The organism is uncultured Blautia sp., from assembly GCF_902497045.1.
In the GTDB taxonomy this organism is placed as follows: domain Bacteria; phylum Bacillota; class Clostridia; order Lachnospirales; family Lachnospiraceae; genus Blautia_A.
The window spans coordinates 16,702-32,532 of sequence record NZ_CABVDF010000007.1 but is presented as its reverse complement, the minus strand read 5'-3'; the positions used below and the strand labels follow the sequence as shown (position 1 = coordinate 32,532).

Below are 15,831 nucleotides of genomic sequence, written 5' to 3'. Positions count from 1 at the left end.
CTTTCTTTTGTGATATAATACCATAGAATGAGCAGTTTATTATATTTTATATAGGAGGGACAATCATATGAGCAATACGTGTGGATGTCAGAACAGTGACAACGGGTCATTCGCTGAACTGGCTCCGGTGCTTGAGAAATACGCTAAGGTACCGGGAAGTCTGATCACTATCCTTCAGCAGACTCAGGATATCTACGGCTATCTTTCCATGGATGCGATCAATTATATCGCAGAGAGAACCGGGATCATGCCTGCCAAGATTTATGGTGTGGCAACGTTCTATGCACAGTTCCGCTTACAGCCGATCGGTAAATACCTTATCATGCTCTGTAAAGGTACAGCCTGTCATGTAAATGGTTCTGATATGATCGAGGAGGCTGTTTGCGAGCACCTTGGGATCAAAGACGGAGAAACAACAGAGGACGGCCTGTTTACACTGAATAACGTGGCATGTCTTGGATGCTGTTCTCTGGCGCCTGTTATGATGGTGAAATCAGCAGACGGTGAAGAAACATATGGAAACCTGACAAAATCTTCCGTTAAGAAGATCCTTGACGATTATAAAGCGAAAAACGCATAGGAGGTAGAGATATGAAAGTTGTTGTAGGACAAGGCAGCTGTGGTATTGCTACCGGAGCGAAGAAGACCTCTGATGAGTTTCAGCGCATCGTAGCAGAAAAAAATCTTTCAAATGTCGTAATCGACAAAACAGGATGTATCGGTACCTGTTATCTGGAGCCTATCGTTGACGTATATAACGATGAAGGCGCTCTTGAGGCAAGATATGTCAAATGTACAACAGATAAAGTAGAGCGCATCGTGGAAGAACACCTGATGGGCGGCAAACCAGTAGAAGAATATGTAATCCCAGCCGAGGATGAGGCTTTCCTTTCCCAGCAGCAGAGAATCGTTCTCCGCAACTGTGGACAGATTAATCCTGAGAAGATTGAAGAGTACATAGCTACCGGTGGTTATGAGGCGGCACGCAAAGTTATTACATCCATGACTCCGGACGAAGTAATCGAGGAGATCAAAGTTTCCGGACTTCGTGGACGTGGAGGTGCCGGCTTCCCTACATGGTTCAAATGGAATGCCATCAAATCCAACAAAGGTGCACAGAAATATATGGTATGTAATGCAGACGAGGGTGACCCCGGCGCATTCATGGACCGTTCTGTACTTGAGGGCGATCCCCACTCCCTTCTGGAAGGTATGATCATCGGCGGTTTTGCTGCCGGAGCCACAGAAGGTATCATTTACTGCCGTGCTGAGTATCCGCTTGCAATCGCACGTCTGGAAATCGCTATGGCACAGGCAAGAGAAAAAGGTTATTTAGGAAAGAATCTGTTTGGTACAGATTTTAGCTTCGATATCCGCATTAAAGCAGGTGCAGGTGCATTTGTATGTGGTGAAGAAACCGCTCTGATCGCTTCTCTGGAAGGAGAGAGAGGTATGCCTCGTCTGAAACCTCCATTCCCGGCTGCTAAAGGCTACTGGAAGCTTCCGACTAACATCAACAACGTAGAAACCTATGCAAACGTTGCATGGATCATTGCAAACGGCGGTCAGGCATTTGCTGACAGAGGTGCCGAGAAGTCCAAAGGATCCAAAGTATTTGCCCTTGCAGGTAAGATCAAAAAGGGCGGCCTTGTAGAAGTTCCTATGGGAATGACTCTGAAAGAGGTTATTTACAACATTGGCGGAGGAATCAAAAACGACAAGAAATTCAAAGCTGTTCAGATGGGCGGACCATCCGGCGGATGTATCCCGGCAGAGCTGATCGATACTCCGGTTACATATGAAGATATCAATAAAACAGGTGCTATCGTTGGTTCCGGCGGTATGATCGTTATGGATGAGGACACCTGTATGGTAGATATGGCTCGTTTCTTCCTTGACTTTACAAAGAAAGAATCCTGCGGTAAATGTAACTACTGCCGTATCGGTACTAAGAGAATGCTGGAGATTCTGGAAAGAATCACAAAAGGCGAGGGCCGTGACGGAGATATCGAACTTCTGGAAGAACTTGCAGCAAAGATCAAGGACGGCGCTATGTGCGGACTTGGACAGACTGCCCCGAACCCGGTACTGACTACCCTGAAATACTTCCGCAATGAGTATGAGGATCATATTTACAATCATAAATGTACTGCAAAATCCTGTAAGGCTCTTATTCACTACGAGATCACAGAGGACTGCAAGGGCTGTACAGCCTGTGCAAGACACTGCCCGGTTGGAGCGATCAGCGGCGAGAAAAAACAGCAGCATAAGATCGATCCGGCTATCTGCATTAAGTGCGGCAAGTGTGAAGAATCCTGTAAATTTGGTGCAGTAAAGAGAGTTTAATAGGAGGTATAGACTGTGAATAAATACAGATTAAATATCGACGGAAAAGAGGTCTACGGACTTCCCGGACAGACCATTCTTGATGTCTGCAAAGAGAACGATATTTTTATCCCTACTCTTTGCTATGATGAAAGAACAGAAATTTACGGTGCATGTGGACTTTGTATGGTAGAAATGGAAGGTAATCCAAAGCTTTGGAAAGCCTGTGCAACAGAGATTGCACCGAACATGATCATCCATACCAATACACCACGTGTAATTGAATCCAGAAAAACAAACCTGGAGCTTCTTCTTTCCAACCATAAAGGAGACTGCCGTCCGCCATGTATGCTTGCATGTCCGGCTGGAACAGACTGTCAGGGTTATGTAGGACTGATCGCAAATGGTCAGTATGAAGAAGCAATCAAACTGATCAGAGAAAATATTCCGCTTCCGGGCGCAATCGGACGTGTCTGTCCTCATCCATGTGAGACAGCCTGCCGCCGTGGTCTGGTAGACGAGCCGATCGCTATTGCAAATCTGAAGAGATTTGCTGCAGATACAGATGAATTTGGCGAAGATCCGTTTGTTCCGGACTGTGAGCCGGATACAGGCAAGAACGTTGCCATTATCGGCGGTGGTCCTTACGGTATCTCCATGGCATACTTCCTTCGTCAGCTTGGTCATGATATCACCATCTATGAGGCAATGCCGAAGCTTGGCGGTATGCTTCGTTACGGTATTCCGGAATACCGTCTTCCGAAAGAAGTTCTGGATGAAGAGATTGCAGTTCTTGAAAAAATGGGCGTGACCATGGTCACAAACACCAAGATCGGCGAGGATATTTCCTTTGAAACTATCCGCAGAGATTATGACGCTGTCTGTGTAGGTATTGGTGCATGGGTATCCACCGGTGTCCGCTGTAAAGGCGAGGATGCAGAAGGTGTGATCGGTGGTATCGATTTCCTTCGTAAGGTTGTCCGCAATGAAGACATTGACCTTGGCAAAAACGTTGCTATCGTCGGCGGCGGCAACACAGCTATGGATGCCTGCCGTACAGCAGTACGTCTTGGCGCTGACAAGGTTTATAATATTTACAGAAGAACAAAAGACGAGATGCCTGCAGATATGATCGAGATCGAAGAGGCAGAGGAAGAGGGCGTAATCTTCCTGAACCTGACAAATCCTCTTGAGATCATCTCTGACGAAAACGGACATTGCCGTCAGATGGTACTTCAGGTTATGGAACTTGGTGAGCCGGATGCTTCCGGTCGTCGCGCACCGGTTCCGGTAGAAGGCAAGACAGAGACTATCGACGTAGATACTGTCATCCTGGCTATCGGACAGAGAGTAAATGCAGAAGGCATGGAAGGCGTTGAGCTTACAAGAAAGGGCGGCCTTGTATACGATAAGGATACCTATATGACAGCACTTCCTGGAGTATTTGCCGGCGGTGACTGTGGTAATGACAAGATCTCCATCGCAGTTGAGTCTATCGGTGATGCAAAGAAGAGCTATCTGATCGTAGATGCTTATCTTCGTGGAGAAGAGATCAAATACGAGCCAAACTATTATGTAACCAAAAAGGACGTAACTCCGGCTACATTTGAAGACCGTGAGAGAATGTGCCGTCCGACTATGGAACAGCTGAATGCAGAAGAAAGAAAAGACAACTTTACAGAGGTTGTATTCGGATATGACGAAGAGCAGGCAGTTGAGGAAGCTCACCGTTGTCTGGAGTGCGGATGTAAGGATTACTTTGAATGTAAACTTATCTCCTACGCAAACATGTATAATGTAGATCCTGACCGTCTGGCAGGAGATATCAATGAAGTGGAATTCCATGATGAGCATCCGTTCATTCTGAGAGATCCGAACAAATGTATCCTTTGCGGACTTTGTGTACGTGCCTGTGATGAGGTGATGGGCGTAGGTGCTCTCGGCCTTGTGAAACGTGGATTTGATACAGTAGTTATGCCGGCACTTGAGCAGCCGCTTTCTGAAACAGGATGTATTTCCTGCGGTCAGTGTGTAAGTGTTTGTCCGACAGGAGCTCTTCAGGAAAACCTGACTCTGGAAAAATCTGTTCCTCTTGATACAGATGTTACAGACACAACCTGTGCATACTGCTCAGTTGGATGCTCCATGCATCTGGAAAATTACGGTGATATGCTTGTAAAAGCTGCACCGGACAGAGAAGGCGCTGTGAATAAGGGACTTCTCTGCGGAAGAGGTAAATTCGGCTTTGACTGCTCCGTAATGGAAGGCAAGCTTCTTGAGCCAATGGCAAGAAAAGACGGAGAGCTTACTGAGGTAGATTATCATGAGGCATTTGTCCTTACTACTAAGAAAGCAGAGGCTCTTGCAGCTAAATATGGAAGAAATGCAGTAGCAGTAGCAATTTCTGACAGATATACAAATGAAGAAGCATATGTGATCAAGAGCTTTGCAGATTCTATCGGTGCTAAAACACTTTGCTTCAACAACAGAGAGAACGGACTTGAGAAGGTTCTTGGCGTAAATGCAACACCGAATACCATCAATGAACTTCTTTCTGCAGAAGTGATCCTCTGTGCAGGATTTATTGCAAAAGAAAATCAGGTAATCCGTCTGAAACTGAAACAGGCAGCTAAAAACGGCGCTAAGGTTATTCTTGTAAATCCAGAAGGATACGCACAGGATCATATGAGTTTTGTTTATAAGACTGTCGAAACAGACAACAGCCTTGGATTCTTCAAGGGCGTTGCAAAAGCACTGGTAGATATGGGCAAGGGCACAGCTGCAGAAGGCTTTGATGCATTTAAAGCTTCTGTAGAAAATGCTTCCGTATCCGAGGACGCAAAAGAAATTGCTGAACTGTATGCAAATGCCAAGAAAGCAATGATCGTATTCCAGCAGAATGTTGTAACTACTGAAGCAGCATCACTTCTTGGTGACATTGCAGTTGTTTCCGGTCACATCGGAAAAGCTCGTGACGGTATCCTTATGCTGAAAGCGAAAAACAACAGTCAGGGTCTGATCGATCTTGGTGTTACTGCAGGCGCAGAAGCAATGGAAGGTGTAAAAGCACTTCTGGTATTTGGCGAAGATCCAGATCCGGCACTTCTTAAAGAGCTGGTATTCCTGATGGTTTGCGATACTCATATGACTGAATCTGCAAAACTTGCTGATGTTGTAATTCCGGGAACAGGATTTGCATCTACATATGGTACATTCACTAATACAGAGCGCAGACTCCAGATTGTAGAACAGGCTATTGAAGAAGACGTAGTATTCTCCAACTGGGAAGTTGCAGCAGAGCTGGCTCATGTATATGAAGTTGAGATGCCGTTTGATGATATCGAAGATATCTCTGATGAAATGAACGATAAACTTCCTGTTTACCGTTATGCAGAAATGGGCGAAATCTACGGTGGAGTTCTTGCATGTGAAAATGCTAAACTGGTTGCAGTAGAGGATGCAGAATTTGTTGCACCGCTTCGTTCTACAGATCATCTCATGAACATGATCGATGCAAGATTACCTCATGCAAACTAAATAACAGCAGAATTTAGAGGCCGGGTTTTCCGGCCTCTTTTTATCGCTCACATGTTCGATTTTTTCTGTGTTCTCTTGTAAGTTGCCTTGAAATATGATATACTTGTTTCGTTCAGTGAGCAGTTTTCACTGATCTGATGGAAAACCGACGAAAGAAAAGGATAGAAATATGACGGTATTATATATAGTATTACTGGCAGTGATACAGGGAATACTGGAATTCCTTCCAGTAAGCAGTTTCGGTCATCTCTGCATAATTCAGGATCTTTTGGGAATGGAAAGAGGACCAGGGCTTCTTCTGGAGACCATGCTCCATTTTGGAACTCTTGCCGCTGTGATTCTTACCTTCCGAAAAGACATTATCCGTATTTGTCTGGAAACAGTGGACATGCTCTGTGATATGATAGGTAATCTGTCCCTTTATATTCATAACCACAGAACAGGAGACCGACTTCGTTATGCCAAAATCATCAGCAGCACTTACAAGAAATTTGCACTTTTAGTCTGGGTATCTATGATTCCTACAGCACTTCTGGGTTATACGGCGCGCAGGCTGGCTGCCCTTGCCTCTCATTCCAAACTGATACCCGGAGCAGGGATTCTGATTACCGGAATTCTCCTTCTTGTGGTTGATTTCAGTCGTCTTGGAGGGCACAAAGCTGCCCGGGATGCTGAATTCGGAAATGCCATGTGGATTGGTATCTGTCAGGGACTTTCTGTGTTTCCGGGACTTTCCAGAAGCGGACTTACTATCAGTGCGGGATTAATGAGCGGATTTACCCGCAGCTTTGCAGTGAAATATTCCTATATTATTTCAATACCTGCTATTATTGGCGCACTTTGCATGGAATTAGGACAGTTTGCTTCCAACGATATGACAATAGGCTTGGGATTTACCTATGTACTGGGGATGATCGTTTCTGCTGTTGTAGGGTATTTTACCTGCAGAACTTTACTTAAACTGGTAAATCGGATACAGTTCCGCTATTTTGCATATTACTGTTTTATCATTGGAATTGCAGTGCTGGTAGGAAATTATATGTTATAAATCATCAGTTAGTAGGAGGGATGCCTGAACATGGCAGCAGCAAAAAATCAGACAGCAAAAAAGGGAACCACAAAAACAACTAGAAAAAATACAGCCAGAAAAAAAAGCACTTCCAAAAAGCAGGGAGCTGCCAGTGGATTCCAGACCGAGATCATTTTACTGATCATTTTGGCTGCATCCATGATCCTGGTACTCAGCAACCTTGGATTTGGAGGAACAGTAGGGGAACAGATCAGTACCGTCTGTTTTGGTATCATGGGACTTCCGGCTTATGTTTTTCCTGTATTCCTTTTTGTAGGGGCGGCTTTTTTTATGTCAAACAGACGTAACAGGCTTGCTTACAAAAAACTTCTGGCAGCTCTTGTATTTTTTATTTTCGTGTGTGGATTTGTTCAGCTTCTAACAGAAGGATATATTCAGAGTACTACGATTTCTGATTATTATCATCTCTGTGCAGAATATCATACCGGAGGAGGTGTGATAGGAGGCGCAATCTGCATGTCAACAACCCAGGCCTTCGGAGTAGCTGGCGGGTACATTATCATTATAGCAGTCATGTTGATCTCTTTGATCATTATTACTCAGAAGTCCTTTTTTGATTTTGTTTTTAAAATCTGGGATGGAATTCTCGGGCTTGTAAAAGGCGGTCATGAACTTTATATGGAGGGGCAGCCAGAGCGTGATCTGAAAAAGGAGATTCGTGAACAAGAACGTCGTCAGAAAAAAGAACTTCGTCAGGCAGAAAGGATCCGTCGTTTAGAGGAAACTCTGGAAGCCGAAAAAAAAGCTGCCCAGGCACTGGAGGCAGAAAACGAAATGGCTGTTTCCAGACAGTCTGCTCAAACTCAGTCATCCGAAGAAAGTCACGGATTTCTGGAAGGTACAAAGCTGGAACCTTCCAGACCGCCAGCTGCAGAGTTTGATTTAAATCCAGCAGCCGCTTCCTCTGACAACAATGTTGAAACAGGTGCAGAGGAAACCGGAAAAGATCAGTTGGAATTTCAGATCCACAGATCAGAGCCTGTTGCAGAAGAAGCAACTGTACCGGATCTTTTTGAGGATTTTTCTCCTGCAGAATCTCTTGATTTTGACAGTGCAGACTCTGTTTCCCAGGAGACAGCAGCTGCGCCTGAGCCATCTCAGCCTCATAAAAATCCAAAATCTTCCAAGAAAGAAATTGAAAACGGAATACAAAATATCCAACAGGAGATTTCTACAAAAACAGCTGCAGAAAAAAAAGAATATCATTATCCGCCCTTAAAGCTTTTAAAACGCGGAAGCGGAAAATCTCAGGGAGACTCTGATGCTCATCTTCGCAAAACGGCACAGAAGCTTCAGGAGACACTTCATAATTTTGGTGTAAATGTAACTGTCACAAATGTAAGCTGCGGACCAACGGTTACACGGTATGAACTGCAGCCGGAAATGGGAGTCAAAGTCAGTCGTATCGTAGGCCTTGCAGATGATATCAAACTTAATCTTGCCACAGCGGATATTCGTATTGAAGCGCCCATTCCAGGCAAAGCAGCTGTGGGCATCGAAGTACCGAATAAAGAAAATCATGCAGTTATGTTAAGGGAGATTCTCCAGTCCCAGGAGTTTCAGGGGGCAAAGTCCACCTTGTCCTTTGCAGTAGGTAAGGATATCGCAGGAAAACCTGTTGTAACAGATATTGCCAAGATGCCGCATCTCCTGATCGCGGGAGCTACCGGTTCCGGTAAGTCTGTCTGTATTAATACTCTGATCGTCAGCATTTTATATAAATCGTCACCAGATGATGTAAAATTGATCATGATCGATCCAAAGGTAGTTGAATTAAGTGTATATAATGGAATTCCCCATCTTTTTATTCCGGTAGTCACTGATCCGAAAAAAGCAGCCGGAGCTTTAAACTGGGCGGTTACGGAGATGATGAACCGATATAATACCTTTGCGGAATTTAATGTACGTAATCTGGAAGAGTATAATCGTAAAGTAGAAAATATGAAGATACCGGAAGGTGAAACTCCGCCGGAAAAAATGCCTCAGATCGTAATCATAGTCGATGAGCTTGCTGACCTTATGATGGTTGCTCCGGGCGAAGTGGAAGATGCTATCTGCCGTCTGGCCCAGCTTGCCCGTGCTGCCGGGATCCACCTGATCATTGCAACTCAGAGGCCTTCTGTAAATGTTATTACCGGGCTTATCAAGGCAAACATGCCTTCCAGAATTGCATTTTCTGTATCCTCTGGTGTGGATTCAAGAACCATTCTGGATATGAATGGAGCAGAAAAGCTTCTGGGAAAGGGAGATATGCTGTTCTATCCTCAGGGATATCAGAAACCTGTACGTCTTCAGGGAGCGTTTGTATCGGATGAAGAGGTCAGCAGTATTGTAGAATTCCTTTCCAGCAAAAATCCGACAGTGGCATATGATACGCAGATCGAACAGCAGGTCAATACTGTCAGCATTGCAGGTGCAGGTTCCGGAAATGAGGAAAAAGATGTCTATTTTGAAGAAGCAGGTAAATTTATCATTGATAAAGAAAAAGCTTCTATTGGCATGCTCCAGCGAATGTTCAAGATAGGATTTAACAGAGCTGCCCGTATTATGGATCAGCTTTGTGATGCCGGAGTCGTTGGACCGGAAGAGGGAACGAAACCCAGAAAGGTTCTTATGTCGATGGAGGAATTCCAGAATTATATTGAAGAAAGTCTTTAAATGAAGAAAAAAGGAGAAATTTTCAAATACAATGGAAATTCGTATTTTGTCTGTCGGAAAAATAAAAGAAAAGTATCTTACTTCTGGTATCCAGGAATATGCAAAACGTTTAAGCAGGTATTGTAAGCTGACATTTTGTCAGGTGACTGATGAAAAGACTCCTGACAAAGCATCCGATGCACTGAATGAACAAATAAAAAATACAGAGGGAGAGCGTCTGATGAAGTATATCCGTGAGCAGGATTATGTTATCGCTCTTGCTCTGGACGGAAAAATGCTGGACTCTGTGGAATTGTCTGAGAAACTTGGACAGTTGGGCGTACAGGGAAAAAGTACTATAGATTTTGTTATCGGCGGATCCCTTGGGCTCAGTGATCAGATTCTGAAACGTGCAGATTTCAAGCTTTGTTTTTCCAGAATGACGTTTCCCCACCAGCTGATGCAGATGATACTTCTGGAACAGATTTACAGAGGCTACCGGATACTGAATAATGAACCTTACCATAAATAACCTGTATCATTACTACAGGATAAGATTATAAAGGAGGACAAAAAATATGGAAACAACTCGTGTGGAGAAAATGTGCGGCGGAGAGGGACATGTACTTATCAAACATATTCTGAATGAAGAGCAGTTAAATGGAAAATGCCGTCTTTATGCAGAGGTTACTCTGGAGCCAGGCTGTTCTCTTGGATTTCATGAACATCACGGAGAAAGTGAAACTTATTATATTATTTCCGGAAAAGGAATTTACAGCGATAATGGGGAACTCCGTATGGTCCAGGCTGGAGATATGACGTTTACTCCAGACGGAAAAGGTCATGCTATGACAAATTCCGGAGAAGAGAATCTGGTATTTATGGCCCTGATTATTTTGGACTGATTTTTTATGAAAGGAAAAACCATGTGGGCACAGTTGGATATTGATAAATTTGAGGAGTATATCTCCCAGTTTCCAATATATGAATACCGTCTCCTGGATGCAGACAGAATTCAGGTAAGGGAAAGAGTGCGTACAATCTGCAAAGAGGAATGTGAACGCTTTGGTACTACCTGGGCGTGTCCTCCGGCAGTAGGTACATTGTTGGAATGTGAAAAAAGAATCCACTCTTATGAAAAAGCAATTTTCTTTTCCAGTGTAGCTGAAGTGTCAGACCTAATGAATATGGAAGAAATGCTGTCTACCAGACATGAGCATGAAGCGCTTACGGAAGAGGTTGCATCCTTTCTGAAAAAAGAAGGATTTGATATCTTTATACTTTCCACTGAATCCTGTGATATCTGCGATAAATGTTCCTATCTGGAGGGAAAGCCCTGCAGACATCCGGAAAAAATGCATCCCTGTTTGGAAAGTCATGGAGTGGTGGCCTCGGAAATTGTAGAAGAAAGACAAATGGAATACAATCTTGGAGGAAATACTATTCTCTGGTTTTCTATGGTGCTATTTCGTCAGGCATAAATAAAAGACCTTCGGCATAAATTTAGAAAAAAGCCGAAGGTTTTTTCTGTGCCGGGGAGGTTTGCGCTTTGTTTTTTCGAAGAAAAAGAGAAAGGTTCAGAGAAAATCTTGTTACAGTTCTTGAAGTTCCCCGTGATCTTGCCTGCAGGGAGACAATCGTCACACTTACCGGTAATAAACATGCTGTAGTGGAAAATTACAGAAATTTATTAAAGTTTACAAAAGAGGAAATTATAATCAACACCTATTCTGGTAAACTGACGATACTGGGACAAAGACTGGAGATTCCCTGGTACACTGCAGAAGAGATGACGATAACAGGCTGCATTTCCAGGATAATATCTGATATTTAGGAGGTTTTGCATGAGGAGTTTCCTTCCATATTTAAATGGTTTTATAAAAATCCGTATCCATGGAGGTCAGACAGAACGCTTTCTGAATCTATGCATGTCCCGCGGAATAATCCTATGGGATTTATCAGGTGCTTCCGATGGAAGTTATTCTTGTTTCCTTTCTACAAGACACTTTTTTCTTCTGGCACCTGCACGAAGAAAAACAAAGGTACAGATCCATATTCTGGAAAAACATGGACTGCCTTTCTTTTTTGCCAATAGTAAAAATAAAAAGGCCTTTTTTGCAGGAATCCTGTTATGCGGAATCCTGCTTTTTGTTTTATCAGGCCGTATCTGGAATATACATATTGAAGGAAACAGAATCAACACTACACCGGAAATACTGAAATTTCTGAAAAAACAGGGAATATCTCACGGAATCCCAAAAAAACAGGTAAACTGCAGTTCTGTGGCATCGCAGATACGTGAAAGATATCCTGAAACAGCCTGGGTTTCTGCAAAAATCCAGGGGACAAGATTAATCATCACTGTAAAAGAAGGAAATTATCAGACTATCCGGTCAGAAGGCGAGCCTGTTCCATGCAGTATATGTGCGGAAGGGGAAGGCAAAATAGTAAAAATGATCACACGGTCCGGAGTCCCTTTAAAGAAAATCGGAGATACCTGTAAAAAAGGCGATATCCTGGTACTTGGAAGATTAGAACTAAAAAATGACGCCCAGGAGGTTTTTCGTTATGAATATGTTCATGCAGATGCGGATATTTATATAAAAAGAAAACTTCCATATTATGCAGAACTTCCTATGGAATATGAAAAAGAAATATTTTTTGAAAAAGAAAAGAAAGGTGGATTTATCAAAGCAGGAAGTCTTTATCTGGAATGGGGCGCAAAGCCCCAAAAGGGGTGGAAACGTATGACGGAAGAACATCCCCTGCGTTTTACAGAAAATTTTGAACTGCCGCTTTCTGTTGGTTCTGTTACACTAAGACAGTATAAAAAAAAGAGCGTACTGCGTAAAGAAGATGAGGCAAAAGCAGAAGCTTTTCGTATTCTTCAAAAATATGAAAAAAAATTAATGGAAAAAGGGGTTCAAATCTTTGCAAATAATGTTAAAATAGAGGTTGATCACAAAAACTGCATAAGCAGCGGTACTCTTGAGATCATTGAAAAAATCGGAAAGGAAGTTCCAGTGGAAAGGATGGAACTTTCAAAGGAAAGGACAACTGAGAATGGCTAACAGTATTATCGAACTTCATCTGGAAATTCCAGCCGATGTGGAGGGAAATGTATTCGGACAGTTCGACGAACATCTGAAACTGATCGAAAGAACTTTAAATGTCACTTTGATATCCAGAGATGGCATGCTGAAAATACTTGGAACAGAACAAAGTGCTTCCCAGGCAAAAAAACTCATTGGGGAACTGATTGTTCTGGCTCAGAGAGGAAATACCATTACAAGACAGAATGTAAATTATGCCCTTGCACTTGCAATGGAACAAAGAAATCAGGTACTTACGGAAATCGACAAGGATTTTATTTGTAATACTATTCAGGGCAGACCGATAAAGCCCAAGACTCTTGGGCAAAAAGAGTACGTAGAACAGATCCGGAAAAAAATGATTGTCTTCGGAGTAGGACCTGCGGGAACCGGAAAAACCTATCTTGCCATGGCTATGGCAGTAACGGCTTTTCGCAATGAAGAAGTCAGCAGGATTATTCTTACAAGGCCTGCCATAGAAGCAGGAGAGAAACTTGGATTTCTTCCGGGAGATCTTCAGAGCAAAGTAGATCCCTATCTCCGCCCTCTTTATGATGCGTTATACCAGATCATGGGAGCAGACAGCTTTGCAAAAAACATGGAACGTGGACTGATCGAGGTTGCACCTCTTGCCTATATGAGAGGACGTACCCTCGACAACGCATTTATCATTCTGGATGAAGCCCAGAATACCACACCTGCACAGATGAAAATGTTCCTGACCCGTATCGGCTTTGGATCTAAAGTTATCATCACAGGAGATGCATCCCAGAAGGACCTTCCGAGAGATGCCGTTTCAGGACTTGATGTCGCCATGAAGGTTCTGAAAAAAATTGATGATATCGGTTTCTGCCAGCTTACCAGCAAAGACGTAGTCCGTCACCCTCTGGTACAGCAGATCGTACAGGCATATGATGAATATGAGAAAAAACAAAAGCCGGCTAAGCCACGTGCACCACGCCGCAGTTAGGAGAAGCTTATGACTATCCAGATAGATTATGAAACAGAGCGACAGCTCGATATTGACTATACAGCACTTGCCAATAAAGTGGCGCAGCAGATTCTTGACAGTGAAAACTGTCCTTATGAAGCATCTGTAAATCTGGTGATCACAGATAACGAAGAGATCAAGCGTGTCAATGCGGAATTCCGCAGCATCAACGCCCCTACAGATGTACTCTCATTTCCAATGATTCCCTTTGAAACTCCTGCAGATTACTCTGTAGTAGAAGATCAGGATGAATATTTTGATCTGGATACAGACGAACTGCTCCTGGGTGATGTAATGATCTCTGTAGACAGAGTTTTTTCCCAGGCTGAGGAATACGGACACAGTACAGAAAGAGAATTTAGTTTTCTTTTTGCCCACAGCATGCTTCATCTTCTGGGATATGACCATATGGAGCCGGAAGAAGCTGCTGTGATGGAGGCAAAACAGGCCCAGGCCCTGAAAGTGCTTGGAATCAACAGATAATAACGACTAGAATTTGGAGAAGCAGATAATTATGAATTACCGAGAATTACTGAAAGATAAGAAAAAAATAGTAGTCAAAGTAGGATCTTCCTCTTTGATCCACAAAGAAACAGGACGACTGGATCTTCGCAAACTGGAAGTACTGGTCAGAGAACTCAGTGACCTTCACAATCAGGGAAAAGACGTAGTACTTGTTACCTCCGGTGCCGTAGCTGTAGGATCTGCGGCACTGGGGCTGGAAGGGAAACCAAAAGAACTGAAGGTGAAACAGGCATGCTCTGCAGTAGGACAGGCTCGATTAATGATGATTTATCAGAAGCTTTTTGCCGAGTATAATCAAATGGCAGCTCAGATCCTTATGACAAAAAACACTATGGTCAATAATCTGAACCGAATGCATGCAAGAAATACTTTTGAAGAACTTCTGGCAATGAACACGATTCCGGTTGTAAATGAAAATGACTCTATTTCCAGCTACGAGCTTGAGGCTCTGGACTCTTTTGGTGATAACGATACCCTTTCTGCAGTTATCGCAGCACTGATAGGGGCGGATCTTCTCATTTTGCTTTCGGATATTGACGGACTGTTTACTGATGATCCAAATACAAATCCGAATGCCAGATTTATCGATACCGTAGAAACACTGGATGAAAAACTGAAAAGCATGGGAAAAGGTCCCGGAAGCAAGGTTGGAACGGGAGGAATGGCAACTAAGCTTACAGCCGCTGAGATTGCTACTGCAGCAGGAGCGGACATGGTCATCGCCAACGGAAAAGACTTCCATGTGATTCATAAGATCATGCACGGCAGAAATTACGGAACACTTTTTGTAGGAAATCAGAAAGAAGAGTTTTATCTTATTGATTATATCGAGAAACTTTTATAAAATTCAGAAGAAAGAGGAATAAAAATGGATAATATCAAAATTGACCGTATCAATACTCTGGCGCATAAGGCTAAAAGTGTCGGACTTACAGAAGAAGAAAAAAAAGAGAGAGATGCTCTCAGAAAGGAATATATTGCTACGATCCGTATGAATCTGAGAAACCAGCTGGATAATATTAATATCAAAGAAGAAGACGGAAGTATCACAAATCTGGGTGAAAAGTATGGAAGCAAAAAAACTCATTAGAAAACAGATTTTTTCGGCAAGAAAAGCCTGCAGTGACCAGGAAGTAGAGCAGTGGAGCCGACAGCTTACAGAGCGGCTGATCTCGCTTACTGAATTTCAGGAGGCCAGACAGATCCTGGTATATGCCGATTACAATCATGAGGTTATGACAGGATTTCTGATCCAGGAAGCCTGGAAAGCAGGCAAAGAGGTTGCAGTCCCCAAGGTAGACGGAAAAGATATGATCTTTTATAAACTGACAGATTTCTCTCAGCTGGAGCCAGGATATTTTGGGATTCCTGAGCCGTCACAAGGAGAGATTGCAGAATGGGAAGACGCTTTGATGATCATGCCGGGAGTGGCTTTTGACAAACAGAATCACAGAGTTGGATACGGCGGAGGTTTTTACGACAGATATCTGGAAAAGCATCCGTCATTGAAACGAATCGCAGCTGCTTTTGAATTTCAGATCCTTCCTGAAGTTCCAACAGAACCTACCGACATTTCCCCGGAAATTATAGTAACAGAAAAACAGTGTATACGAATATAAATACAGGAGGGATTT

15 protein-coding genes are annotated in these 15,831 nt (G+C 43.3%); all 15 read left to right on the top strand.

All coding sequences use genetic code 11. The annotated features are described in order from the left end of the window. Positions 1 to 67 precede the first annotated feature (67 nt). The 15 genes from nuoE (at position 68) to RDS42_RS01670 (ending at position 15,816) form a co-directional block, all read left to right on the top strand. Positions 68 to 580 (top strand): NADH-quinone oxidoreductase subunit NuoE, encoded by a 513-nt coding sequence (gene nuoE / locus RDS42_RS01740; RefSeq protein ID WP_156353519.1) that lies wholly within the window; start codon positions 68 to 70, stop codon positions 578 to 580. A gap of 11 nt (positions 581 to 591) precedes the next feature. Then, positions 592 to 2,346 (top strand): NADH-ubiquinone oxidoreductase-F iron-sulfur binding region domain-containing protein, encoded by a 1,755-nt coding sequence (locus RDS42_RS01735; RefSeq protein WP_308782063.1) that lies wholly within the window; start codon positions 592 to 594, stop codon positions 2,344 to 2,346. Positions 2,347 to 2,361: 15 nt separating this feature from the next. After that, a complete protein-coding gene (locus RDS42_RS01730) occupies positions 2,362 to 5,862 on the top strand; it encodes an FAD-dependent oxidoreductase (RefSeq protein WP_308782062.1) in 3,501 nt (1,166 codons plus the stop codon). 169 nt (positions 5,863 to 6,031) lie between these two features. Beyond that, positions 6,032 to 6,910, top strand: a complete 879-nt coding sequence (locus RDS42_RS01725) for an undecaprenyl-diphosphate phosphatase (RefSeq protein WP_308782061.1) — start codon at positions 6,032 to 6,034, stop codon at positions 6,908 to 6,910. A 30-nt stretch (positions 6,911 to 6,940) separates the two neighbouring features. Then, positions 6,941 to 9,610 carry a DNA translocase FtsK gene (locus RDS42_RS01720; RefSeq protein WP_308782060.1) on the top strand — a complete coding sequence of 890 codons (2,670 nt, stop codon included), beginning with the start codon at positions 6,941 to 6,943 and terminating at the stop codon, positions 9,608 to 9,610. Positions 9,611 to 9,641: 31 nt separating this feature from the next. Beyond that, the gene (gene rlmH / locus RDS42_RS01715; protein WP_308782059.1) at positions 9,642 to 10,121 is read left to right on the top strand and encodes a 23S rRNA (pseudouridine(1915)-N(3))-methyltransferase RlmH; all 480 of its coding nucleotides are present in this window, start codon (positions 9,642 to 9,644) and stop codon (positions 10,119 to 10,121) included. Between the two features lie 46 nt (positions 10,122 to 10,167). After that, positions 10,168 to 10,494 carry a cupin domain-containing protein gene (locus RDS42_RS01710; protein WP_308782058.1) on the top strand — a complete coding sequence of 109 codons (327 nt, stop codon included), beginning with the start codon at positions 10,168 to 10,170 and terminating at the stop codon, positions 10,492 to 10,494. Between the two features lie 6 nt (positions 10,495 to 10,500). Then, on the top strand, positions 10,501 to 11,070 hold the full coding sequence (locus tag RDS42_RS01705; RefSeq protein ID WP_308782057.1) for a DUF2284 domain-containing protein: 570 nt from the start codon (positions 10,501 to 10,503) through the stop codon (positions 11,068 to 11,070). Between the two features lie 68 nt (positions 11,071 to 11,138). Continuing rightward, positions 11,139 to 11,423, top strand: a complete 285-nt coding sequence (locus tag RDS42_RS01700; RefSeq protein WP_308782056.1) for a YabP/YqfC family sporulation protein — start codon at positions 11,139 to 11,141, stop codon at positions 11,421 to 11,423. 10 nt (positions 11,424 to 11,433) lie between these two features. Further along, entirely contained in the window at positions 11,434 to 12,660 is a 1,227-nt protein-coding gene (locus RDS42_RS01695) for a sporulation protein YqfD (protein ID WP_308782055.1), read from the top strand. After that, complete coding sequence (locus RDS42_RS01690) at positions 12,653 to 13,651, top strand: PhoH family protein (RefSeq protein WP_308782054.1); 999 nt, start codon at positions 12,653 to 12,655, stop codon at positions 13,649 to 13,651. The genes RDS42_RS01695 and RDS42_RS01690 overlap by 8 nt, the downstream gene beginning before the upstream one ends. A gap of 9 nt (positions 13,652 to 13,660) precedes the next feature. After that, positions 13,661 to 14,155 carry an rRNA maturation RNase YbeY gene (gene ybeY / locus RDS42_RS01685; RefSeq protein WP_308782053.1) on the top strand — a complete coding sequence of 165 codons (495 nt, stop codon included), beginning with the start codon at positions 13,661 to 13,663 and terminating at the stop codon, positions 14,153 to 14,155. Between the two features lie 31 nt (positions 14,156 to 14,186). Beyond that, positions 14,187 to 15,041, top strand: a complete 855-nt coding sequence (proB, locus tag RDS42_RS01680) for a glutamate 5-kinase (protein WP_308782052.1) — start codon at positions 14,187 to 14,189, stop codon at positions 15,039 to 15,041. A 24-nt stretch (positions 15,042 to 15,065) separates the two neighbouring features. Continuing rightward, complete coding sequence (locus tag RDS42_RS01675) at positions 15,066 to 15,287, top strand: DUF896 domain-containing protein (RefSeq protein ID WP_308782051.1); 222 nt, start codon at positions 15,066 to 15,068, stop codon at positions 15,285 to 15,287. Further along, entirely contained in the window at positions 15,265 to 15,816 is a 552-nt protein-coding gene (locus tag RDS42_RS01670; protein WP_308782050.1) for a 5-formyltetrahydrofolate cyclo-ligase, read from the top strand. The genes RDS42_RS01675 and RDS42_RS01670 overlap by 23 nt, the downstream gene beginning before the upstream one ends. Positions 15,817 to 15,831 lie beyond the last annotated feature (15 nt).